This is a genomic window from Pseudomonas sp. PDM09 (genome assembly GCF_014852305.1).
Taxonomy (GTDB): Bacteria; Pseudomonadota; Gammaproteobacteria; order Pseudomonadales; family Pseudomonadaceae; genus Aquipseudomonas.
Genome location: NZ_JACVBI010000002.1, coordinates 684,552 through 705,685, shown reverse-complemented (window position 1 = coordinate 705,685; position 21,134 = coordinate 684,552). Strand labels below are relative to the sequence as shown.

Annotated in this window: 21 protein-coding genes; 14 read left to right on the top strand and 7 right to left on the bottom strand. The window is 60.0% G+C overall.

Annotation, left to right across the window (positions count from 1 at the left end; translation table 11 throughout):
- Positions 1-31: 31 nt before the first annotated feature.
- The 8 genes from gloB (at position 32) to fabI (ending at position 10,870) form a co-directional block, all read left to right on the top strand.
- Positions 32-799, top strand: a complete 768-nt coding sequence (gloB, locus tag IB250_RS07910; protein ID WP_192343675.1) for a hydroxyacylglutathione hydrolase — start codon at positions 32-34, stop codon at positions 797-799.
- A 99-nt stretch (positions 800-898) separates the two neighbouring features.
- Positions 899-2,353: a transglycosylase SLT domain-containing protein gene (locus IB250_RS07905; RefSeq protein WP_123495106.1), complete on the top strand. Its 1,455-nt coding sequence runs from the start codon at positions 899-901 to the stop codon at positions 2,351-2,353.
- A 319-nt stretch (positions 2,354-2,672) separates the two neighbouring features.
- Positions 2,673-4,505, top strand: coding sequence for an extracellular solute-binding protein (locus tag IB250_RS07900; protein ID WP_192343674.1), 1,833 nt, complete (start codon positions 2,673-2,675; stop codon positions 4,503-4,505).
- Complete coding sequence (locus tag IB250_RS07895) at positions 4,502-6,343, top strand: extracellular solute-binding protein (RefSeq protein WP_192343673.1); 1,842 nt, start codon at positions 4,502-4,504, stop codon at positions 6,341-6,343. Before IB250_RS07900 ends, IB250_RS07895 begins: the two co-directional genes overlap by 4 nt.
- A gap of 4 nt (positions 6,344-6,347) precedes the next feature.
- The gene (locus IB250_RS07890) at positions 6,348-7,421 is read left to right on the top strand and encodes a microcin C ABC transporter permease YejB (protein ID WP_123495110.1); all 1,074 of its coding nucleotides are present in this window, start codon (positions 6,348-6,350) and stop codon (positions 7,419-7,421) included.
- A 1-nt stretch (position 7,422) separates the two neighbouring features.
- Positions 7,423-8,442, top strand: a complete 1,020-nt coding sequence (locus IB250_RS07885) for an ABC transporter permease (protein WP_008074378.1) — start codon at positions 7,423-7,425, stop codon at positions 8,440-8,442.
- Between the two features lies 1 nt (position 8,443).
- Positions 8,444-10,054 carry an ABC transporter ATP-binding protein gene (locus tag IB250_RS07880; RefSeq protein ID WP_192343672.1) on the top strand — a complete coding sequence of 537 codons (1,611 nt, stop codon included), beginning with the start codon at positions 8,444-8,446 and terminating at the stop codon, positions 10,052-10,054.
- A gap of 21 nt (positions 10,055-10,075) precedes the next feature.
- Positions 10,076-10,870 (top strand): enoyl-ACP reductase FabI, encoded by a 795-nt coding sequence (fabI, locus tag IB250_RS07875; RefSeq protein ID WP_007906751.1) that lies wholly within the window; start codon positions 10,076-10,078, stop codon positions 10,868-10,870.
- A 179-nt stretch (positions 10,871-11,049) separates the two neighbouring features.
- Here fabI and IB250_RS07870 read toward each other — a convergent pair whose 3' ends face one another.
- Positions 11,050-11,916 carry a LysR family transcriptional regulator gene (locus IB250_RS07870; protein WP_192343671.1) on the bottom strand — a complete coding sequence of 289 codons (867 nt, stop codon included), beginning with the start codon at positions 11,914-11,916 and terminating at the stop codon, positions 11,050-11,052.
- Between the two features lie 115 nt (positions 11,917-12,031).
- On the opposite strand from IB250_RS07870, the gene IB250_RS07865 reads away from it, so the two are divergent.
- Positions 12,032-12,457 carry a VOC family protein gene (locus IB250_RS07865; RefSeq protein ID WP_192343670.1) on the top strand — a complete coding sequence of 142 codons (426 nt, stop codon included), beginning with the start codon at positions 12,032-12,034 and terminating at the stop codon, positions 12,455-12,457.
- A 35-nt stretch (positions 12,458-12,492) separates the two neighbouring features.
- Here IB250_RS07865 and IB250_RS07860 read toward each other — a convergent pair whose 3' ends face one another.
- From IB250_RS07860 to IB250_RS07845, 4 genes are all read right to left on the bottom strand, one after another.
- Positions 12,493-13,104, bottom strand: a complete 612-nt coding sequence (locus IB250_RS07860) for a GGDEF domain-containing protein (protein WP_192343669.1) — start codon at positions 13,102-13,104, stop codon at positions 12,493-12,495.
- A gap of 73 nt (positions 13,105-13,177) precedes the next feature.
- The gene (locus IB250_RS07855; RefSeq protein ID WP_192343668.1) at positions 13,178-13,756 is read right to left on the bottom strand and encodes a hypothetical protein; all 579 of its coding nucleotides are present in this window, start codon (positions 13,754-13,756) and stop codon (positions 13,178-13,180) included.
- A gap of 1 nt (position 13,757) precedes the next feature.
- Positions 13,758-15,926 (bottom strand): xanthine dehydrogenase family protein molybdopterin-binding subunit, encoded by a 2,169-nt coding sequence (locus IB250_RS07850; protein WP_192343667.1) that lies wholly within the window; start codon positions 15,924-15,926, stop codon positions 13,758-13,760.
- Positions 15,927-15,950: 24 nt separating this feature from the next.
- On the bottom strand, positions 15,951-16,406 hold the full coding sequence (locus tag IB250_RS07845; RefSeq protein ID WP_007906916.1) for a (2Fe-2S)-binding protein: 456 nt from the start codon (positions 16,404-16,406) through the stop codon (positions 15,951-15,953).
- Between the two features lie 382 nt (positions 16,407-16,788).
- Between IB250_RS07845 and IB250_RS07840 the strand changes: the two genes are divergently transcribed.
- Positions 16,789-17,292 carry a VOC family protein gene (locus tag IB250_RS07840; protein ID WP_192343666.1) on the top strand — a complete coding sequence of 168 codons (504 nt, stop codon included), beginning with the start codon at positions 16,789-16,791 and terminating at the stop codon, positions 17,290-17,292.
- A gap of 34 nt (positions 17,293-17,326) precedes the next feature.
- The gene (locus IB250_RS07835) at positions 17,327-18,160 is read left to right on the top strand and encodes an AraC family transcriptional regulator (protein WP_192343665.1); all 834 of its coding nucleotides are present in this window, start codon (positions 17,327-17,329) and stop codon (positions 18,158-18,160) included.
- 144 nt (positions 18,161-18,304) lie between these two features.
- Here the strand turns inward: IB250_RS07835 and IB250_RS07830 are convergent, their stop codons facing one another.
- A complete protein-coding gene (locus tag IB250_RS07830) occupies positions 18,305-18,892 on the bottom strand; it encodes a LysE family translocator (protein WP_192343664.1) in 588 nt (195 codons plus the stop codon).
- 242 nt (positions 18,893-19,134) lie between these two features.
- On the opposite strand from IB250_RS07830, the gene IB250_RS07825 reads away from it, so the two are divergent.
- From IB250_RS07825 to IB250_RS07815, 3 genes are all read left to right on the top strand, one after another.
- Entirely contained in the window at positions 19,135-19,347 is a 213-nt protein-coding gene (locus IB250_RS07825) for a DUF1059 domain-containing protein (protein WP_008074349.1), read from the top strand.
- Positions 19,348-19,497: 150 nt separating this feature from the next.
- A complete protein-coding gene (locus tag IB250_RS07820) occupies positions 19,498-19,788 on the top strand; it encodes a hypothetical protein (protein WP_192343663.1) in 291 nt (96 codons plus the stop codon).
- Between the two features lie 236 nt (positions 19,789-20,024).
- A complete protein-coding gene (locus IB250_RS07815) occupies positions 20,025-20,645 on the top strand; it encodes a LysE family translocator (protein WP_192343662.1) in 621 nt (206 codons plus the stop codon).
- A gap of 3 nt (positions 20,646-20,648) precedes the next feature.
- On the opposite strand, the gene IB250_RS07810 is transcribed toward IB250_RS07815, so the two are convergent.
- A complete protein-coding gene (locus tag IB250_RS07810; RefSeq protein ID WP_192343661.1) occupies positions 20,649-21,062 on the bottom strand; it encodes a VOC family protein in 414 nt (137 codons plus the stop codon).
- Positions 21,063-21,134 lie beyond the last annotated feature (72 nt).

Genomic DNA, 21,134 nt, shown 5'->3' with positions numbered 1-21,134 from the left:
CGCCAATGTTTTCCGCTTGGCGAATCCGACGATGATACAGATCAGTGCCCTGCCCGCCTTCACCGACAACTACATCTGGTTGTTACAAGACCACAGCACCCAGCGCTGCGCCGTGGTCGATCCGGGCGATGCCGCGCCAGTACAAGCCTGGCTCGCCGCGCACCCGGGTTGGGTGTTAAGCGATATTTTGATCACTCATCACCATCATGACCATGTCGGCGGCGTCGAGCGGCTGAAAAAAGCGACAGACGCGACAGTCTACGGCCCGGCCAGCGAAAGCATCCCGGCGCGGGACGTGGCACTCAAGGACAATGACCGCATCAGCGTGCTGGGCTGGGACTTCGAAGTCATCGAAGTACCAGGCCATACCCTCGGACACATTGCCTTTTATCACCAGGGCCATTTGTTTTGCGGTGACACCCTGTTCGCCGCCGGTTGCGGGCGCCTGTTCGAAGGCACGCCGGAGCAAATGCATCACTCGCTGAGCCGCCTCGCCGCGCTGCCCGAAGACACGCTGGTCTACTGCACTCACGAATACACCCTGAGCAACCTGAAGTTTGCCGCAGCGGTCGAACCGGGCAATCCGGACACCGCCGCACGTCTGGAAAAAGTCACCGCGCAACGTGATGCCGGAATCATGACGCTGCCCTCTACTCTGGCGCTTGAAAAGCGTACCAACCCGTTTTTGCGTGTCGACGAAACATCCGTTAAAGAAAAAGTGGACGAACGGAATGGAACCCAAAACCGGGCTCCGAGTGCGGTTTTTGCTGCTCTACGCGCTTGGAAAGATAAGTTCTAAGTAGCCATCACGTTGGTACAAAAATTCTGAATGGTTGACCGCAGGGGGTGCGCTTTCTAGAATCGCCCGACATTTTTGCCCGGAACTTACTTCCAGCCAATGTCGTCACCTATTCGTAAAGCCATCAATTCAGACGCATTGACCCGCTTGGCTCAAGCCATCGCGGTGGCTGTGTCCGCCACTCTGGCGGGCTGTTCCAGCCATGTGCCGCAGACCGAAGCGACACACACTCCGAACATCGCCGCTCGAGCCAAGCAAAAACCTGTCTGGCTCAGCGAAAAACCAACACCGCAAATTCCACAGGACGTCTGGGAGCGCATGCGCCAGGGCTTCCAGTTGCAGGACAACCTGGGCGTCAACCCGCGCATCGAGCAACAGCGCCTGTGGTTCGCCAGTAATCCGTCCTTCCTCGAAAACGCCGGCGAACGCGGCAGCCTCTACATTCACTACATCGTCGAACGCCTTGAAGAACGCAACATGCCGCTGGAACTGGCGCTATTGCCAGTGATTGAAAGCGCCTACAACCCGATGGCCTATTCCCGGGCCGATGCGGTTGGCTTGTGGCAATTCATCCCTTCCACCGGGCGTTACTTCAACCTGCGTCAAACCCGTTTCTATGATGGCCGTCGCGATATCACCGCCTCGACCACCGCGGCCATGGATTACCTGACCCGCCTGCACGACATGTTCAACGGCGACTGGCTGCTGGCCCTGGCGGCGTACAACGCCGGCGAAGGCACGGTCAGCCGGGCCATCGAGCGCAACGAACGACTCGGCCTGCCGACCGACTACTGGAACCTGCCACTGCCAGCGGAAACCCAGGCCTATGTGCCTAAGTTGCTGGCCCTGTCGCAAGTGGTCCTGGCGCCCGACGCCTATGGCGTGAACCTCAACCCGATCGCCAATGAACCGTACTTCCAGGTCGTCGAAATCAACCAGCGCATGGACCTGTCCAAGGTTGCCGCCGTCGCCAATATCGACGAAGACGAACTGTTCCAGCTCAACCCGGCCTTCAAGCAGCGCACCACCATCGACGGCCCCCAGCATCTGCTGGTGCCAACGTCCAAGGCGCAACTGCTGACCGCCAGCCTGTCGACCATGCGTCCTGACGAGCTGATCAGCCAGCGATCCCTCAAGCCGGTGTTCGAAGGGGCAGACGACAGCGAAATCGCCAGCCTCAAGCGCGCCTATCGGGTCAAACGCGGCGACAATCTGGGCACCATCGCCAAGGCCAACAAGGTCGAGGTCAAAGACCTGCAACGCTGGAACAAGTTGAACGGCAAGGACCTCAAGGTCGGCCAGACCCTGGTGATGCAGGACACCGCCAAGCGCAAATCCGGGCGCGTCAACACCGTGGTCGCCGCGAACAGCAAGGCGAGCGGCAAGGTTACAAACAAAACGCAACAGACCCAATACAAGGTCAAGCAAGGCGACTCGCTGTACATGGTCGCCAAACGCTTCAACGTTGAAATGCAGCACCTCAAGCGCTGGAACCCTCGGGTTGGCCAGGCGCTGAAACCGGGGCAGATGCTGACGGTTGCTTCGCCGCATTAAGATTGATGTGATGCCGAAAAGATCGCAGCCCTGTAGCAGCTGCCGAGCTCGCGAGGCTGCGTTCGGCCGTAGCAGCTGTCGAGCCTGCGAGGCTGCGCTCGGCTGCGAAGCAGTCGTCAAACCAGTGATTGCAGTGTGTCAGGCAGACCGCACTAGCCGGACTCACGACTGCTTCGCAGCCGAACGCAGGCTTCGCCAGCTGCTACAAGTCATTCACCTGCGCAATTAACAACGCATTAACCCCCCGTCTTTTTCCTGTCGATACAAGCTGTTACTGTACGGCCCACAAAGCCCAAGCCGCCTGGATCGGATCTCTGACTTGAAGCGTCCCCTCCTCCTGCTCCTGATCAGCCTGGCCTTGAGCTCCCCCGCAAGCGCAACGATCAGCGAAAGCCATGGTTATGCGCAGTTCGGCACGCTCAAGTACCCGGCCAGATTTACCCACTTCGACTGGGTCAACCCGCAAGCGCCCAAGGGCGGTACGTTGCGGGTGATGGCGTTTGGCACCTTCGATACGCTCAACCCATACACCTTCAAGGGTTCGAGCCCGGTTTCCACCGCCAACTTCCTGCAATACGGCATCAACGAACTCAATGAACCGTTGATGGTCGGCACCGGCCAATACGCGCCGTCCGGCGATGAGCCGACCTCCAGTTATGGCCTGATTGCCCAATCGGTGGAGTACAGCGAGGACCGCAGCTGGGTGGTGTTCAACCTGCGCCCCGAAGCGCGTTTCCACGATGGCACGCCGATCACCGCTTACGACGTGGCGTTCTCTTACCGTTTGCTGCTCAAGGAAGGTCACCCGCAATACCGCACCAACCTTCAGGAAGTGTCGCGGGTCGACATCCTCAACCCACGGCGCATCCGTTTCGTCTTCAAACGCGCCGGTAATCCGCTGCTGATCCTGCGTCTGGGCGAGTTGCCGGTGTTGCCCCAGCATTACTGGGAAGGTCGCGATTTCAAGGCCACCACCTTCGAGCCGCCATTGGGCAGCGGGCCGTATCGCATCACCTCGGTAACGCCCGGGCGGCAGATCGTCTTCGAACGGGTCAAGGATTATTGGGGCAAGGACCTGCCGGTCAATCGCGGCAAGTACAACGTCGATCGCATGGAAGTCGAGTTCTACCGTGACAGCGACGTGGCCTTCGAAGCGTTCAAGGCCGGTGAGTTCGACATCTACATCGAACACCAGGCGAAGAACTGGGCCAACGGTTACAACTTCCCGGCCGTGCGCCGTGGCGATGTGATCAAGGCGCAAATCGCGCACCAGATCCCGACCCAGAGCCAGGGCCTGTTCATGAACACCCGGCGACCCACTTTCGCCGAGGCCAAGGTCCGCGAAGCGCTGGGGTTGATGTTCGACTTCGAGTGGACCAACCGCACGCTGTTCAGCGGCGCCTACAAACGCGCCATGAGTTATTACCCCAACAGCGAGTTCTCCGCGACCGGGCTACCGGTCGGTCATGAGTGGCTGCTGCTCAAGCCCTATCGCGATCAGTTGCCCGCCAAGCTGCTCACCGAGCCGTTCAGCCTGCCGCAGACCGAAGGCCGCGGCATTCCGCGGGAAACCATGCGCAAGGCCCTGGAGCTGCTCGCCGAGGCCGGCTGGAAGCTCAACGGTCAGCGGCTACAGAACAGCATCGGCCAACCGTTGCGCTTCGAAATCCTGCTGGTCAACCCGAACCTGGAGCGCATCCTTCAGCCCTACGTCGAGAACCTCGCCAGCATCGGCATCGACGCACGGCTGCGCACGGTCGATCGCGCCCAGTACAAACAGCGCCTCGATCAGTTCGATTTCGACATGATCCTGATGACCCTCAACCAGACCCTCAGCCCGGGCCTGGAACAATGGCAGTACTTCCACTCCAGCCAGGTCGGGGTCAAGGGTAGCAAGAATTACGCAGGTATCGCCAACCCGGTGGTCGACCATTTGCTTGAACAACTGCTCGCGGCCCAGACCCGTGATGCACAAGTCGCCGCCGGCAAGGCGCTCGACCGGGTACTGCTGTGGCAGCACTACATCATTCCCAACTGGTACCTCAATTATCACCGCCTGGCCTACCGCAACCGGTTCGCCTTCGTCACCACGCCGCCCTACACCCTGGGCCTGAGCGCGTGGTGGCTGAAATCTTCGGAGAAAGATCGATGAAACCCGTACGCGCCCTGCTCTTGCAGGCCAGCGGTCTGTTGTTCGCCGGGCTGGCCTGCGCCGCCCCGCAACATGCCCTGACCCTGTACAACGAGCCGCCGAAATACCCGGCCGATTTCAAACATTTCGATTACGTAAACCCCGACGCCCCCAAGGGCGGGATCTTTCGCCAGGCCGGGTTCGGTGGCTTCGACAGCCTCAACCCGTTCATCAACAAAGGCGTGCCGGCCGACGACATCAGCATGATCTACGACACCCTGGCCAAACAGGGCCTGGATGAGCCGTTTACCGAATACGGCTTGATCGCCGGCAAAATCGAAAAAGCCCCGGACAACAGTTGGGTGCGCTTCTACCTGCGTCCCGAAGCACGCTTCCACGACGGCCATCCGATACGTGCCGAAGATGTGGTGTTCAGCTTCCAGACCCTGATCAAGGACGGCGCCCCGCTCTTTCGCGGGTACTACAGCGACGTGGAGGACGTGGTCGCCGAAGACCCGCTCAAAGTGCTGTTCAAGTTCAAGCACAACAACAACCGTGAATTGCCGCTGATCCTCGGCCAATTGCCGGTGCTGCCCAAGCATTGGTGGGCCACCCGCGATTTCAACAAGGGCAACCTGGAACTGCCGCTCGGCAGCGGCCCGTACAAGGTCAGCGAAGTCAAGGCTGGACGTTCGGTGCGCTATGAGCGGGTCAAGGATTACTGGGGCAAGGACCTGCCGGTCAATCGCGGCTTCTACAACTTCGACGTGCTGACCACTGACTACTACCGCGACAACACCGTCGCGCTGGAAGCGCTCAAGGCCGGTCAGTTCGACTACTGGCTGGAATCGGCCGCGAAAAACTGGGCCAAGGCCTACAACATTCCGGCGGTGGCCGAAGGTCGGCTGATCAAGGAAGAAATCCCGAACGGCAACCCCACCGGCATGCAAGGCTTCGTGTTCAACCTGCGCCGCCCGGTGTTTCAGGATGTGCGTGTGCGTCAGGCACTGACCCTGTTGCTGGACTTCGAATGGACCAACAAGCAACTGTTCAACGGCGCCTACGCGCGCACCCGCAGTTACTTCGAAAACTCGGAAATGGCCGCCACCGGCCTCCCCGACGCCGATCAGTTGGCGATCCTGGACCCATTGCGCGGCAAGATTCCCGAGCAAGTGTTCAGCGAGGCGTTCCAGAACCCGGTGACCGACGCCAGCGGCATGATCCGCACCCAGCAACGCAAGGCCTATCAACTACTGCAAGAAGCCGGCTGGCGGATCGTCGACGACAAGATGGTCGACGCCACCGGCAAACCGGTGACCATCGAATTCCTGCTGGCCCAGACCGAGTTCGAGCGGGTGCTGCTACCGTTCAAGCGCAACCTCAGCGACCTGGGCATCGACCTGGTGATCCGCCGGGTCGACGTCTCGCAATACATCAACCGCGTGCGCTCCCGGGACTTCGACATGATCGTCGGCAGCTTCCCGCAGTCCAACTCGCCGGGTAATGAACAGCGCGAGTTCTGGATGACCGCCGCGGCCGACAAACCCGGCAGCCGCAACTCCATGGGCCTGAAAGACCCGGTGGTGGACCAACTGGTCGAGCAACTGATCAACGCCGACTCACGCCAAAGCCTGGTGGCCCACGCCAGGGCACTGGACCGGGTGCTGCAATGGGGCTACTACGTGATCCCCAACTGGCACATCAAGACCTGGCGCGTGGCGTACTGGAGCCACATCGGCCACCCGAAGGTTTCGCCCAAATATGACATCGGCATCAATACCTGGTGGGTCAAGCCCAACGCGACATTGCCGATAGAAGTCGAAACCAAACTGCAAGCCGACCCTGCGGGCACGGAGTAATCAGATGCTGGCGTATATTTTTCGGCGACTGCTGCTGATCATCCCGACCCTGCTCGGCATTTTGCTGATCAACTTCGTGATCATCCAGGCCGCCCCCGGTGGGCCGGTGGAACAGATGATCGCCAAGCTCGAAGGCTTCGAAGGCGCCACCAGCCGCATTGCCGGCGGCGGTGCCGAGGTGTCGGTGGCGGGCTCCGCCTATCGTGGGGCGCAAGGCCTGGACCCGGCGCTGGTCAAGGAAATCGAGCACATGTACGGCTTCGACAAATCGGCGCCGGAACGTTTGTGGATCATGATCAAGAACTACGCCACCCTGGATTTCGGCGACAGCTTCTTCCGCGACGCCAAGGTCATCGACCTGATCAAGGAAAAGATGCCGGTATCGATCTCCCTCGGGTTGTGGAGCACGCTGATCATGTACCTGGTGTCGATCCCGCTGGGGATCGCCAAGGCGACGCGACACGGCAGCCATTTCGACGTCTGGACCAGTTCGGCGATCATCGTCGGTTATGCGATCCCGGCGTTCCTGTTTGCCATCTTGCTGATTGTGGTGTTCGCCGGCGGCAGCTATTTCGACTGGTTTCCCCTACGGGGCCTGACCTCGAACAACTTCGACGAACTAAGCACCGGCGGCAAGATCCTCGATTACTTCTGGCACCTGGCGCTGCCGGTGACCGCCTTGGTGATCGGCAACTTCGCGACCATGACGCTGCTCACCAAAAACAGCTTCCTCGATGAAATCAACAAGCAATACGTGGTCACCGCCAAGGCCAAGGGCCTGACCCGCCATCGCGTGCTCTACGGCCATGTGTTTCGCAACGCCATGCTGCTGGTGATCGCCGGTTTCCCCTCGGCGTTCATCGGGATCTTCTTCACCGGCTCATTGCTGGTGGAAGTGATCTTCTCCCTCGACGGCATGGGACTGATGAGTTTCGAGGCGGCGATCAACCGCGATTACCCGGTGGTCTTCGGCACGCTGTTTATCTTCACCCTGCTGGGGCTGGTGGTGAAATTGATCGGTGACCTCACTTACACCTTTGTCGATCCGCGCATCGACTTCGAAAGCCGGGAGCATTGAGATGAACCTGTCCCCTCTCAATCGCCGACGTTTCGAGCTGTTCAAGGCCAACAAGCGTGGCTGGTGGTCGTTGTGGCTGTTCCTGATTCTGTTCGGCGCAAGCCTCGGTGCAGAACTGATCGCCAACGACAAACCGCTGGTGGTGCATTACGACAACGCCTGGTACTTCCCGGCCCTCAAGCGCTACCCGGAAACCGCGTTCGGCGGCGAATTCCCGCTGGAAGCCAACTACAAGAGCCCGTACATTCGCGAACTGCTCAAGGCCAAGGACGCCTGGGTCTTGTGGGCGCCGATCCCCTACAGCTACCAGAGCATCAACTACGACCTGAAAGTCCCGGCCCCCGCGCCGCCTTCGGCCGATAACCTGCTGGGCACCGACGATCAGGGCCGCGATGTGCTGGCCCGGGTTATTTATGGCTTCCGGATTTCGGTGCTGTTCGCTTTGACGCTGACCATTCTCAGCTCGATCATCGGCGTGATCGCCGGGGCCTTGCAGGGTTTTTATGGCGGCTGGGTCGACCTGGCCGGGCAGCGTTTTCTGGAGATCTGGTCCGGGTTGCCGGTGCTGTACCTGCTGATCATTCTGGCCAGTTTCGTGCAGCCAAATTTCTGGTGGCTGCTGGGGATCATGCTGCTGTTCTCGTGGATGAGCCTGGTGGATGTGGTGCGCGCCGAGTTCCTGCGCGGCCGGAATCTGGAATACGTGCGCGCGGCACGGGCGTTGGGCATGCAGAATGGTGCGATCATGTTCCGCCACATCCTGCCCAACGCCATGGTCTCGACCATGACCTTCATGCCGTTCATCCTGACCGGCGCCATCGGTACGCTGACCGCCCTGGATTTCCTCGGCTTCGGCCTGCCGCCGGGCGCGCCGTCCCTGGGTGAACTGGTGGCCCAGGGCAAATCCAATCTGCAAGCGCCGTGGCTGGGTATGAGTGCATTTGCGGTGCTGGCGCTGATGTTGAGTCTGCTGGTGTTCATCGGCGAGTCCGCTCGCGATGCCTTCGACCCGAGGAAGTGAAATGAATCAGGACAATCTGATCGAAGTGCGCGACCTGGCCGTCGAATTTGTCGTCGGTGAACACGTGCAGCGGGTGGTCGAGGGCGTCAGCTTCGACATCAAGCGCGGCGAAACCCTGGCGCTGGTGGGCGAAAGCGGCTCCGGCAAATCGGTGACCGCCCACTCGATCCTGCGGCTGCTGCCCTACCCGCTGGCCCGGCATCCGTCCGGCACCATCACTTATTCCGACCGGAATCTGCTGGACCTGAAAGAGAAAACCATCCGCCACATCCGCGGCAACCGGATTGCGATGATCTTTCAAGAGCCGATGACCTCGCTCAACCCTCTGCATTCGATCGAAAAACAGATCAACGAAATCCTGGGTATCCATAAAGGCCTGACCGGCAAAGTCGCGACCAAGCGCACGCTGGAACTGCTGGAAATGGTCGGCATCCCCGAACCGCAGAAGCGTCTCAAGGCCCTGCCCCACGAATTGTCCGGCGGCCAGCGCCAACGGGTAATGATCGCGATGGCCCTGGCCAATGAGCCGGAATTGCTGATCGCAGACGAACCGACCACGGCCTTGGACGTGACCGTTCAACTGAAAATCCTCGAACTGCTCAAGGAATTACAGGCCCGTCTGGGCATGGCGTTGTTACTGATCAGTCACGATTTGAACCTTGTACGAAGAATTGCGCATCGGGTATGTGTCATGCAGCGCGGTTGCATCGTCGAACAGGCATCGTGCGAAGAATTGTTCCGCGCGCCGCAGCATCCGTACACGCGGGAACTGCTGGCAGCGGAGCCCAGCGGCAAACCGGCGACCAATGTGATTGGCCCGCCGTTGCTGCAGGTCGAGGACCTGAAAGTCTGGTTCCCGATCAAAAAAGGCTTTCTGAAAAAGACCGTGGACCATATCAAAGCGGTAGACGGCATCAATTTCAGCCTGCCCCAGGGCCAGACCCTGGGGATTGTGGGAGAAAGCGGTTCCGGCAAGTCGACGCTCGGCCTGGCGATATTGCGGCTGATCGGTAGCAAAGGCTCCATACGTTTTGAAGGCAAGCAGCTAGACTGCCTGACGCAGAGCGAAGTTCGGCCGCTGCGCCGGGAAATGCAGGTGGTGTTCCAGGACCCCTTCGGCAGCCTGAGCCCACGGATGTGCGTGAGCCAGATCGTCGGCGAAGGCCTGCGGATCCACAAGATGGGCACCGAGGCAGAACAGGAACAAGCGATTATTGCGGCACTCAAGGAGGTAGGTCTGGACCCGGAAACCCGGCACCGCTACCCCCACGAATTTTCCGGTGGGCAACGGCAGAGAATCGCCATTGCCCGGGCATTAGTGCTAAAACCGGCGTTGATTCTGCTGGACGAGCCGACTTCGGCCCTCGACCGCACCGTGCAACGCCAAGTGGTGGAGCTGCTACGTTCACTGCAAACCAAGTACAACCTGACGTATTTGTTTATCAGCCATGACCTGGCTGTCGTCAAAGCGCTGAGCCACCAGCTGATGGTGGTCAAGCATGGCCAAGTGGTCGAACAGGGAGACGCGCAAAGTATCTTTGCCGCCCCCCAACATCCGTATACACAGCAGTTGCTGGAAGCCGCTTTTCTGGCACCAGCCACTGCGCAATAAACCTGAAAAGAGGAGCAACACATGGGTTTTCTCGCCGGTAAGCGCGTACTGATCGTCGGTGTCGCCAGCAAGCTGTCCATCGCATCCGGCATCGCTGCCGCCATGCATCGCGAGGGCGCTGAGCTTGCCTTCACTTATCAGAACGACAAACTCAAGGGTCGTGTCGAAGAATTCGCACAAGGCTGGGGCTCGAGCCCTGAGCTGTGCTTCCCGTGCGACGTGGCCAGCGATGAAGAAATCGCCAAGGTCTTCGAAGCACTGAGCAAGAAGTGGGACGGCCTGGACTGCATCGTGCATTCCGTCGGCTTCGCCCCGGGCGACCAACTGGACGGCGACTTCACCGAAGCCACCACCCGTGAAGGTTTCCGCATCGCTCACGACATCAGCGCCTACAGCTTCGTGGCCCTGGCCAAGGCTGGTCGCGAAATGATGAAAGGCCGCAATGGCAGCCTGCTGACCCTGTCCTACCTGGGCGCCGAGCGCACCATGCCGAACTACAACGTAATGGGCATGGCCAAGGCTTCTTTGGAAGCTGGCGTGCGTTACCTGGCCGGCTCCCTGGGCCCGGATGGCACCCGCGTGAACTGCGTATCGGCTGGCCCGATCCGCACCCTCGCCGCTTCCGGCATCAAGAACTTCCGCAAGATGCTGGCCGCCAACGAAGCGCAAACCCCGCTGCGTCGTAACGTCACCATCGACGAAGTCGGCAACGCCGGCGCCTTCCTGTGCTCGGACCTGGCGTCCGGCATCAGCGGCGAAATCATGTACGTGGACGGCGGCTTCAACACCACCGCCATGGGCAACATCGAAGAGTGATCTTCGGTTAGCCATTAAAAACCCGCCTCTTCAGGCGGGTTTTTTTATGGCTTCAATTCCAGGATTGACTCGGTCAAATGTGGGAGCGGGCTTGCTCGCGAAAGCGGTGCGCCAGTCGACACTTTCTGTATGCCGTACACCGCCTTCGCGAGCAAGCCCGCTCCCACAGGGGTTAGCGTTTAGTCATCGATCTGTGTCAAACACCGCGCAAACAACTGCTGGATCGGTTGTGTGCGCTGGCTATAACGCTGCAACAGCACGATCTCCCGGTAGAACGTCAGCTCACCCAACGGGATGATCCGCACCTTCGCCCCATGCTCAAGCCACAGCCCAGCCTCGGGCAATAGCGAAACACCCAGCCCGCATTCGACCATTTTGACGATAGCTTCCAGCTCATCCAGCTCCAGAGCTACCTGCACATCAATCTGCTGCTCACGTAAAAAGCGAGTCACCAAGCGCCCACCGAAAGAATTGCGGTCGTAGCGTACATGGGGATGGTTGGCGAGTAACTGCAGCGGGTCGTCGCCCTCAAGGTCTGCCGGCACGATCAGCACAAACGGCTCTCGGCGAATGACTTGCACCGACAATTCCTTGGGCAATTCAAACGGTGGCTTGATCAGAATCGCCAGATCCACTTCGCCGGTGTCCACCTGACTCAACAGGCTCAGGGATACCCCCGGCACCAGCTTCGCCTCCAGCAATGGCGCCTGCTGCCGGAGTCGCAACAGCGCGCGCGGCAACAACCCGGTCTGGACGGTGGCCACCGCGCCGATCTTCAATTCGCCACGAAACTCGCCGACGCTATCACTGACGGCCATGCGGCTGAAGGTCTCAAGGATTTCCCGAGCCATCGGTAACGCCCGCTGCCCTGCGGCGTTGAGAATCGCCTGACGTCCGGTGCGATCGAACAGGCGAATGCCCAACGCCTGTTCGAGGTTGCGGATCTGCGCGCTGACCGCCGACTGGGTCAGGCCAATGTGCATGCCTGCCGCAGCGAACGTGCCATGACGCGTCACGGCAATGAAGGTTTTCAGTTCCCGCAGCATGCGGCTCCCCGATTGATCGAAATAATTTGAGCTCGTCGCAAAAAACTATCGTCTTTCAATCAAAAAGCACAGGACTAAACTCGGTCTTAACTCTCAACCCGTCGAGGCACGTCCGATGCAACTGTCCCCTTTTCACTTGGCCATCCCGGTTTACGACTTGGCCGCTGCCCGGCGCTTCTATGGTGAAGTGTTCGGCCTGGAAGAAGGTCGCTCCAGCGATCACTGGGTCGATTTCAACTTTTTCGGCCATCAACTGGTCATTCATCTGGCACCGAAAAACGCTTCCCAGGAAGCCGCCCACACCAACGCCGTGGATGGCCACGACGTACCGGTGCCGCATTTCGGTGTGGTATTGGGGATGGCGGAATGGGAGGCCCTGGCCGAGCGTTTGAAAGCCCTTGGCACGCGCTTCGTGATCGAACCGGGTATCCGCTTTCAGGGATTGGTGGGCGAACAAGCCACGATGTTTCTCTTCGACCCCTGCGGCAACGCTCTGGAGTTCAAGGCGTTCAAGAATATCGATCAGTTGTTCGCCAAATGATCCGGGCACGTTGCAGCGGTCTTGCAAGACGCCATTCAACAATGACGGGCGTCGCACAACGCCTTATCGGCCAAAGCCAGCAAGTCTTCCGCCGTCTGGTGTAGCCGAGGATCAAACTCGATCTGCCCGATACTGAAGCGAATGTCATAGCCACGATGCGCCGTGGCATTGCGTTCATCGAGTATTTCTTCGAGGCGCGCTCTGATCGCGGCGATTTCCACGGCGTCGGTGCCGGTCAACAAGGCAGCAAACTCATCGCTGCCGAGCCGGCCGATCACATCGCTTTCACGAAAGGCGATGCGTAGCACATCGGCGAAGGTTTTCAGGGCATCGTCGCCCTCGGCGCGACCGTACAGCTGGTTGATGCGCTTGAAGTCATCAAGGTCGAAAAACAGCAGCGTCGCGGGTATGCCCAACTGCTGACAGGCCTCCAGCGCCAACCGGGCCAAAGCCTCGAAGCCATGACGATTGGAGAGCAGCGTCAATTCATCCATGCTCGCCATCTGCACGCCCGTCAGTTCTTGCTCGGCCTTTCGCGCCAGGTCGCGCAATACATCGCGATCCTGCGCCGCGCTGTCGAGGATGTTCGGTGCACGCAAGGCATCTGCGCCAACGCCGGGTTTAAACGATTTGCCTGGGGTTAACATCACTCACTCCTTGATGGGTATGAACGTTAGAGTCGCTCATACCCGGTATGACTCCCTATAAACGCGCCGCTGGTCAGCTTCCTGCCACCGGACACGGCCCTCCAGCATCGGCCCAAATCTTGAACTGGGTGACAAAAATGTCGTGGGGCACCGGCACCGGCGCCCGTCCCTCGCCCGGGCGCCAGCCCCAGAGCACCAGTTTGTCCTCGCTGACGTGCTTGATCAGCGCCGCAAAATCACGGTCGCCATTACTGGAACGGTCCTTGATCATCGCGCACAACTTGTCGGCTGGCAGCCCAATCCAGGCCATCTTGTGTGCGGCTGGCGGCAGGCTCCAATGCGGTGCTCCGGGTGGAGCGTTGGGGCCATAGCTGGCCGGCGGATTGCGTTCGGCATGACAACTGGCACACGGCAAACCGGCTGCGCCCTTGCCGTCCAGGCCGCGAACCACATTCATTGCGTGAGGAACACCGGCGTCGAACTGCAACGGTGAATCGCCGGGGATATGACAGTTCTGGCAACGCGGGCTCTGGAACACCTTCTGCACCGTGTCGAACGCCTTCACCGCCTCTTTATCATCAGCGAACAGGTCCGAGGTATAACCACCCAGGCCGATCAGCATCACCGCGCCCCAAAATACATGTCGTCTCATCTCACACCCCCGACAGTTGCAACGGCAGTTCCCGCAGACGCTGCCCGGTCAGGGCAAACACCGCGTTCGCCACGGCCGGCGCCACGGGCGGTACACCGACCTCGCCGATGCCGCCGGGCTTGTCGCTGCTGGGGACGATATGCACCTCGACCACCGGCATCTCGTTCAGGCGCAGAACCTGATAATCGTGATAATTGGACTGTTCCACCTGACCGTCCTTGAACGTCAGTTTGCTGTGCAAGGTAAAACTGAGACCAAAGGTGATGCCTGACTCCATCTGCGCGGCGATGCTCTGCGGATTGACCGCAATGCCGCAGTCCACCGCACACACCACCCGGTGCACGCGAATCGCCAGATTGTCCTGGGACACCTCGGCCACCTGGGCGACATAACTGCCGAAAGACTCATGCACCGCCACGCCCAATGCGTGACCGTCTGGCAACGGTGCTTTCCAGTTGGCTTTCTCTACTGCCAGATTCAGGACGCCCAGATGCCGCGGATGCGCCTTGAGCAAGGCGCGTCGGTATTCCACCGGATCCTTGCCGGCGGCGTCTGCCAGTTCATCGATCAACGACTCCATGACGAATGCCGTGTGGGTGTGCCCCACCGACCTCAGCCACAGCACGCTGATGCCGGTTTGCGGCGAATGCAGTTCGACTTGGTGGTTGGCCAGCCCCTCAAGGTAAGGACTGTCGGCCACGCCTTCGACGGAGGTTTTGTCGATGCCATCCTTGACCATGGTCGCCGCGAACGACGTGCCCGTCAGGATCGACTGCCCGACCAGCACATGCTTCCAGGCCATTGGCATGCCGTCGGCATCCAGGCCGATGCGCGCCTGATGCAAGAACGCCGAGCGGTAATAACCGCCGCGAATGTCATCCTCTCGGGCCCAGACGGTTTTTACCGGCGCGCCCGCCGCTTTGGCGACGTACACGGCTTCGCTGACAAAATCCGAGGTCGGGTTGGCCCGACGCCCGAAACCGCCACCGAGGAATTGGGTGTGGATCTCTACCTGTTCGGGTTTGAGCCCGGTGATCTTCCCCGCGATCATCTGATCCAGCGTCTGAAACTGCGTGCCGGTCCAGATTTCGCATTTGTCCTTGGAAATTTTCACCGTGCAGTTGAGCGGCTCCATCGGCGCGTGAGCCAGGTACGGCACGCTGTATTCTGCTTCAATCGTCTTCGCTGCTTTGCCTAGTGTCGCCGTCGCATCCCCGGCCCGACTGGCGGAAGTGCCGGGGGTGGCGGCGAGTTTACGGAAGCTTTCCAGCAGTTTCTGACTGTCGAGCCCGGCGTTCGGCCCCAGGTCCCATTCGACCTTCAGCGCATCGCGCCCCAGCTTCGCCGCCCAATAATGATCGGCAATCACCGCGACACCCGTGGGCACCTGCACCACTTTGTGCACGCCCGGCACCGCCAGTGCCTCGGCGCCTTCGAAGGATTTGACGCTGCCACCGAACACCGGTGGACGTGCAACCATCGCCGTCATCAGCCCATCGAATTGCACATCCATGCCGAACTTCGCCTGCCCGGTGATTTTCTCCGGGGTGTCGAGGCGCTTGGTGGGTTTGCCGATGACCTTCCAGTCTTTGGCTTCCTTGAACTTGATCGAAGCCGGATCCGGCAGTGGCAGCTTGCCAGCGTCATCCGCCAATTCGCCGTAAGTGGCGCGCTTGTCGCCGGCCATGACCACGCCCGATTCGGTGCGGATCTGCGAAGGCGCCACGTCGAATCGCTTGGCCGCCGCCTCGATCAGCATCAAGCGCGCCGCCGCTCCGGCCTGGCGATAGCGGTCGAACTCCATCCAGGTCGACGTCGAACCGCCGGTGATCTGCATCCCGCCAAACGCCGGCAGGCCATAATCGGCCGCCGAGGCCGGCGCATGTTCGACACGAATTTTCGACCAGTCGGCGTCTAGCTCTTCGGCGATCAACATGGTCAGGCCGGTCCAGATGCCTTGGCCCATTTCCGAATGACCGAGCAGCACGGTGATGCTGTTGTCGTTGCCAATGCGTAAAAAGGCATTGGGGGCGAAGACGTTTCCTTGATTCTCGGCGCCTAGGGCAAAGCGATTGGCACCGGGGATGACAAACGCCACCACCAGACCGCTGCCCAACACCGCACTGCCCTTGAGAAAACCGCGACGCGAGACAGGGTTGATTCTGTTCATGGGTCAGCTCCCTTCGACGTGGTATCAACCGATCTCGGCGGCGCGTTTGACCGCGGCGCGGATTCTTGGGTAGGTGCCGCAGCGGCAGATGTTGCCGGACAGCGCCTGGTCGATGTCGCTGTCGGTGGGCTTGGGGATCTTCGCCAGCAACGCGGCCGCCGACATGATCTGCCCCGACTGGCAATAGCCGCACTGAACCACGTCGAGTTCGGCCCAGGCTTGCTGGACCGGGTGCGAGCCATCGGCAGACAAGCCTTCGATGGTGAGAATTTTCTGCCCGTGGGCCACCGCCGTGGCAGGCGTGATGCAAGAGCGCAGCGGCGCGCCGTCGACGTGTACGGTGCAAGCGCCACACTGGGCCATGCCGCAACCGAATTTTGTGCCCGTCAGGTGCGCGACATCGCGCAGCACCCAGAGCAACGGCATGTCCGCCGGGACATCCAGTTCCTGGTCCTTGCCATTGATATTAAGGGTCAGCATTGCGGGTTTCCTCAGACTCACGGTGTTCTGAAGGGGCGAGCCTCGCTCCTGCAAGGTCGGCGGGTTACGCGCGCCTCGGGTTATCCCTACAGCTAAGCGCAATTTGACCCACAAGCCATGTTCATCGACCACCGGTCGCTCCCGTCCCGTAGCAGCTGCCGAGCTGCGCGAGGCTGCGTTCGGCGGCGCAGCCGTCGCAAACCCTACCTGCAAGGTTCACCTGACACACCGCGTTTGCTGATTTCACGACTGCTTCGCAGCCGAACGCAGCCTCGCGCAGCTCGGCAGCTGCTACGGACTTGTCGATCTACGGCGCCACCGATCGACCGCGGACTGACTACGCTGATAATCCAGCGTGTTCAACCTGCCGAGGACAACCGACATGCAACGCTTTCCCAAACTCACCCCCTGCCTGTGGTTCGACGATCAGGCTGAAACGGCGGCGAAGTTTTACTGCGCGATCTTCGATCATTCCAAAATCGCCGGCATCACCCATTACGGCAAGGCCGGTCAGGAAATCCACGGCCGGCCGGAAGGTTCGGTGATGACCGTCAGTTTCGAACTCGATGGGCAGAGCTTCACCGGCCTCAACGGTGGCCCGGTGTTCAAGTTCAATGAGGCGGTCTCATTCCAGGTCAATTGTCACACTCAGGAAGAAGTCGACCACTTCTGGGGGCGCCTGTCTGCGGGCGGTCCCGTTGAAGCCCAGCAATGCGGCTGGCTCAAGGACAAATTCGGCGTGTCGTGGCAAATCGTGCCCGTGGCGTTGATGGACATGATGAAAGACCCCGACACAGCCAAATCCCAGCGCGCCATGGCGGCGATGCTGCAAATGAAAAAACTCGACATCGCCATGCTGCAACGAGCCTTTGACGGCGAGAGCTAATACACTCCAGAGCTGAACCGCCGAGGACGCCAGGATGAAGCACTCCGTCACCAAAGATGCAGACAAAGCCCCGCGCTTCTGGCGTGACGACGCGCTGCCCTTCATCGAAGCCCGTTCCATCGCCGACGGTCGCGAGGTCTGCTACAGCCGGCATTCCCATGCGCACTTTTCCATTGGTGCGATCACCGCCGGGCGCAGCACCTATATTCACGAGCAATCGGAATTTCAGGTCAGTGCCGGCACCGTGGTGCTGATGAATCCGGGCGATGTGCATGCCTGCAACCCGATCGACGACCAGCCGTGGTCGTACCTGATGCTGTACGTCGAGACGCCTTGGCTGACCGATTTGCAGCATCAGCTCGGCTTCAGCCAGGACTCGGCGTTTCGCCGGTTTTCCATCACTCACAATCGTGACGTCGAGCTGTTTGCTGGCCTGAAGAATTTGTACGAGGTGTTGATCGACCCGCAGCAAGACATGCTGAGCAAGCATAGCGCGGCGGTGGAATTTTTCACCGAGGTGCAACAGCGGCTCAACCCTGTCGAGCAACCGCTGCGCGAACCCAATTTCAAGCTGGAGCGGGCCGCCGACTATATCCGCGACAACTGCACACACATGCTCAAGCTCGAGGATATTTGCGAGGCGGCGCAACTGTCGCCGTCGTACCTGATCCGCGCGTTCAAGCAGCATTACGGCATGACGCCCCATGCGTTTCTGATCAACCGGCGCATCCAGTTCGCGCAGGAACAACTGCGTAACGGCAAGTTGATTGCCGATGTGGCGCTGGAAGCCGGGTTTGCTGATCAGGCGCATTTTCAGCGCGCGTTCAAACAGCATCTGGCGGCGACACCGGGGCAGTATCGCGGCTAAGTCAAGCAACTCAAAACCCTGTGGGAGCGGGCTTGCCCGCGATAGCGATACTGCATTCGACATCATTGTTGGCCGACCAGACGCCATCGCGGGCAAGCCCGCTCCCACAGAGAAAACATTGGCAATAAGAGTTGTGCCGGGAACCTACGGCAACAGCAAATACCCCGCACTCACCGCCAGCAACAACGCCATGACCCGATTGAACAGGCGCATCCCCGCCGGATTGCTCAGGTAGCCGCGCAAAAACGTGCCGGCATAGGCCCAGCACCCCACCGACAAGTAGCAGATCACCAGATACACCGCCGCAAACTGCCAAACCAGCCGCGCCTCGCCATCGGCGACAAACGCGCCCATCCCCGCCACACAGGCCAGCCAGGCTTTCGGGTTGAGCCATTGCATCACCGCGCCATACAGCATCGATGGCGCCCGCCCCGACTCCTTGGCATCGAGTTGACCGTTATCAGTGGCCAATTTGAAAGCCATGAACAGCAGAAACGCCACCCCCGCCCATTGCACCACCCGCGTCAGCGCCGGCCAACGCTGCAACACCTCATGCAATCCCAACCCCATCAGCACCAACAGCAGAACAAACCCCAGGGTCGCCCCGGCCACATGCCGCTGACTGGCGCAAAAGCCGAACTGCGCGCCAGAGCTCAACGCCACAATGTTCACCGGTCCCGGTGTAATCGAAGCTGCCAGCGCAAACGCGGCCATGGAAAGAATCAGACTCATTGCATACCTTCTTCAATTCAGTTGAACCAGGCTTCAAGGTAATGAGCAGCCTGAACGCCGTATTGAAGAAAACGCCCCTCTGCGTCATTGCAAGCCTGCCACGATGCGCCCTGTGGCGAGCCTATACTCTAAGAGTTGGCACACTCGAAGCGACCTGCAATCGTGTTTGATGTACGGGGTATCGCGTCGAGTGATCGTTCACGCAGGCCACGGCCTGCCTTCGTCGTAGGGAGGAAAAGCTCATGGCGCGTAAATACATCGACTGCCGCGAGTTTCCAAGCGATTCCAAATGCTCGGTCGCGCTGTCCGCAGACTCTGAAAACGAACTGCTCGAGGCCGCCGCACAGCATGCGGTCAGCGTTCACAAGCACACCGACTCACCGGAACTGCGTGCGCAACTGAAGACGATGTTTCACGACGGTACTCCGCCTGTTGAAGCACCGCGTCCCGCGTAGGAGCTGCCGAAGGCTGCGATCTTTTGATCTTGATCTTCATCGGGACCGCCGGGAACATAAATAGGGACACATAAAAAGGGACAGACCACGATTTAAGGCATATGCCGAGCAATCGTGGTCTGTCCCCTGTTTCCCCCAAAGGAGACGACTATGTATGCAGTTATAAGAACCTACCTGGGTGCTGGAGCAAAACAGCTTTTCGAGCTTTTGGAACAGCGCAAGGCCGACGTCGAAGCTACCCTGCGGACAGTGCCTGGCCTGGTAAGCTACACACTGCTGAACACGGGTGATGGCGGTACGGCGGTGACTGTTTGCACGGACAAGGCCGGCAGCGATGCGAGCTTGAAAGTCGCGCGCGACTGGATTCAGAAAAATGCCTCGAATATTCACGCAAACCCGCCGATCGTGACGGAAGGTCCGGTGATTGTGCAGATCAAATAGTGTGCCTTTCCGGTTGATCTTACGTTAGAAGGGACAGACCGCGATTTACGGCGAATGCCGGGCAATCGTGGTCTGCCCCCTGTTTTTCTCCAACCTGAATGACAAAGGAGATCCTACGGGGAACGTTGGTTAACCAAGCCAACGCAAGTGTATGGCGATTTGCGCCCACCGCTGTATGGGCCGGCCCACTCGTCACTCATGATAAAAATACGGCTCTCGTTACTGGAGCCGTCGTCATGGACCTCGCCACCCTCACCCTGTTTCTCCCAGCCTGCTTCGCCCTGAACATGGCTCCCGGCCCGAACAATCTACTGTCGGTCAGCAACGCTACCCGTTATGGCTATCGTCGCGCCTGCGTGGCCGGCGTCGGTCGTTTGCTGGCGTTTGCCGGGATGATCGCCCTGGCCGCCGCCGGGTTGTCGGTGGTGCTGCAAACCTCGGAATGGCTGTTTTATGCGATCAAGATCATCGGCGCCGCTTACTTGTTGTACCTGGCCTGGCAATTGTGGCGCGCCAATCCCGAGGCCGAGCAGGTTGTGACCGGCGCGCCAATTGACATTGTCGCTCTGGCGCGGCAGGAGTTTCTGGTGGCTGCGGGCAATCCCAAGGCTATTTTGCTGTTCACCGCATTCCTGCCGCAATTCGTCGACCCGACTCGACCGATTGCCGCGCAATTCGTCGTGCTCGGCACATTGTTCCTGCTGCTGGAGTGGATCGCCATCAGCGCCTACGCCTACATGGGCCTGCACATGCGCCGCTGGTTCGCCGAACCACGGGGCAAGCAGATCTTCAACCGTTGCTGCGCGGGATTGTTGTCGGCTGCGGCCTCGGTGTTGTTGATGGCGAAACGGGCCTGAACTTTACCCTTGGGACGGCCCTTTCAGTTCGACCTGATTGCCATCCGGATCGAAGCAATAGATCGACAGCCCGTGGCCTTCGGCGCCGAAACGCACGGCAGCTTTCTCGGGGATCAGGCCGAAGGACTGCAAGTGACTGACCAGCGCTTCCTCGTCGAACGGTTCAATGCGCAGGCAGAAGTGATCGACGTTGCGCCGTTCGTGGCCAGCGGCAGCACCGCCCTTGCGGCCGAGTTCGCCCTGGATGTCGACGAGGTCGATCATCGAGGTGCCCGCACGCAAATGCACCAGGCCCAGATCGTCACGGCGCTTGACCAGTTCGGCGCCGAGTACCTCGCCGTAAAAAGTGATACTTCGTTCGAGATCCTTGACGCGCAGGACGATGTGATCGATGTGTTTGATCGTGAACGGTTGCATAGGATGATTCCTGAAAATAACGTTTACAGGATTATCGGTAACCCGATGACTGTAGCTCAGGACCCTAAAAAT

Bases quoted from the DNA above. Each gene is read 5' to 3' on its own strand.
- IB250_RS07860 (WP_192343669.1), bottom strand. From the start codon at position 13,104: ATGTTAACCCCAGGCAAATCGTTTAAACCCGGCGTTGGCGCAGATGCC.
- IB250_RS07810 (WP_192343661.1), bottom strand. From the start codon at position 21,062: ATGCAACCGTTCACGATCAAACACATCGATCACATCGTCCTGCGCGTC.
- IB250_RS07880 (WP_192343672.1), top strand. From the start codon at position 8,444: ATGAATCAGGACAATCTGATCGAAGTGCGCGACCTGGCCGTCGAATTT.
- IB250_RS07820 (WP_192343663.1), top strand. From the start codon at position 19,498: ATGTATGCAGTTATAAGAACCTACCTGGGTGCTGGAGCAAAACAGCTT.
- IB250_RS07885 (WP_008074378.1), top strand. From the start codon at position 7,423: ATGAACCTGTCCCCTCTCAATCGCCGACGTTTCGAGCTGTTCAAGGCC.
- IB250_RS07840 (WP_192343666.1), top strand. From the start codon at position 16,789: ATGCAACGCTTTCCCAAACTCACCCCCTGCCTGTGGTTCGACGATCAG.
- fabI (WP_007906751.1), top strand. From the start codon at position 10,076: ATGGGTTTTCTCGCCGGTAAGCGCGTACTGATCGTCGGTGTCGCCAGC.
- IB250_RS07825 (WP_008074349.1), top strand. From the start codon at position 19,135: ATGGCGCGTAAATACATCGACTGCCGCGAGTTTCCAAGCGATTCCAAA.
- IB250_RS07870 (WP_192343671.1), bottom strand. From the start codon at position 11,916: ATGCTGCGGGAACTGAAAACCTTCATTGCCGTGACGCGTCATGGCACG.
- IB250_RS07815 (WP_192343662.1), top strand. From the start codon at position 20,025: ATGGACCTCGCCACCCTCACCCTGTTTCTCCCAGCCTGCTTCGCCCTG.
- IB250_RS07905 (WP_123495106.1), top strand. From the start codon at position 899: ATGTCGTCACCTATTCGTAAAGCCATCAATTCAGACGCATTGACCCGC.
- gloB (WP_192343675.1), top strand. From the start codon at position 32: ATGATACAGATCAGTGCCCTGCCCGCCTTCACCGACAACTACATCTGG.
- IB250_RS07830 (WP_192343664.1), bottom strand. From the start codon at position 18,892: ATGAGTCTGATTCTTTCCATGGCCGCGTTTGCGCTGGCAGCTTCGATT.
- IB250_RS07890 (WP_123495110.1), top strand. From the start codon at position 6,348: ATGCTGGCGTATATTTTTCGGCGACTGCTGCTGATCATCCCGACCCTG.
- IB250_RS07855 (WP_192343668.1), bottom strand. From the start codon at position 13,756: ATGAGACGACATGTATTTTGGGGCGCGGTGATGCTGATCGGCCTGGGT.
- IB250_RS07865 (WP_192343670.1), top strand. From the start codon at position 12,032: ATGCAACTGTCCCCTTTTCACTTGGCCATCCCGGTTTACGACTTGGCC.
- IB250_RS07845 (WP_007906916.1), bottom strand. From the start codon at position 16,406: ATGCTGACCCTTAATATCAATGGCAAGGACCAGGAACTGGATGTCCCG.
- IB250_RS07850 (WP_192343667.1), bottom strand. From the start codon at position 15,926: ATGAACAGAATCAACCCTGTCTCGCGTCGCGGTTTTCTCAAGGGCAGT.
- IB250_RS07835 (WP_192343665.1), top strand. From the start codon at position 17,327: ATGAAGCACTCCGTCACCAAAGATGCAGACAAAGCCCCGCGCTTCTGG.
- IB250_RS07895 (WP_192343673.1), top strand. From the start codon at position 4,502: ATGAAACCCGTACGCGCCCTGCTCTTGCAGGCCAGCGGTCTGTTGTTC.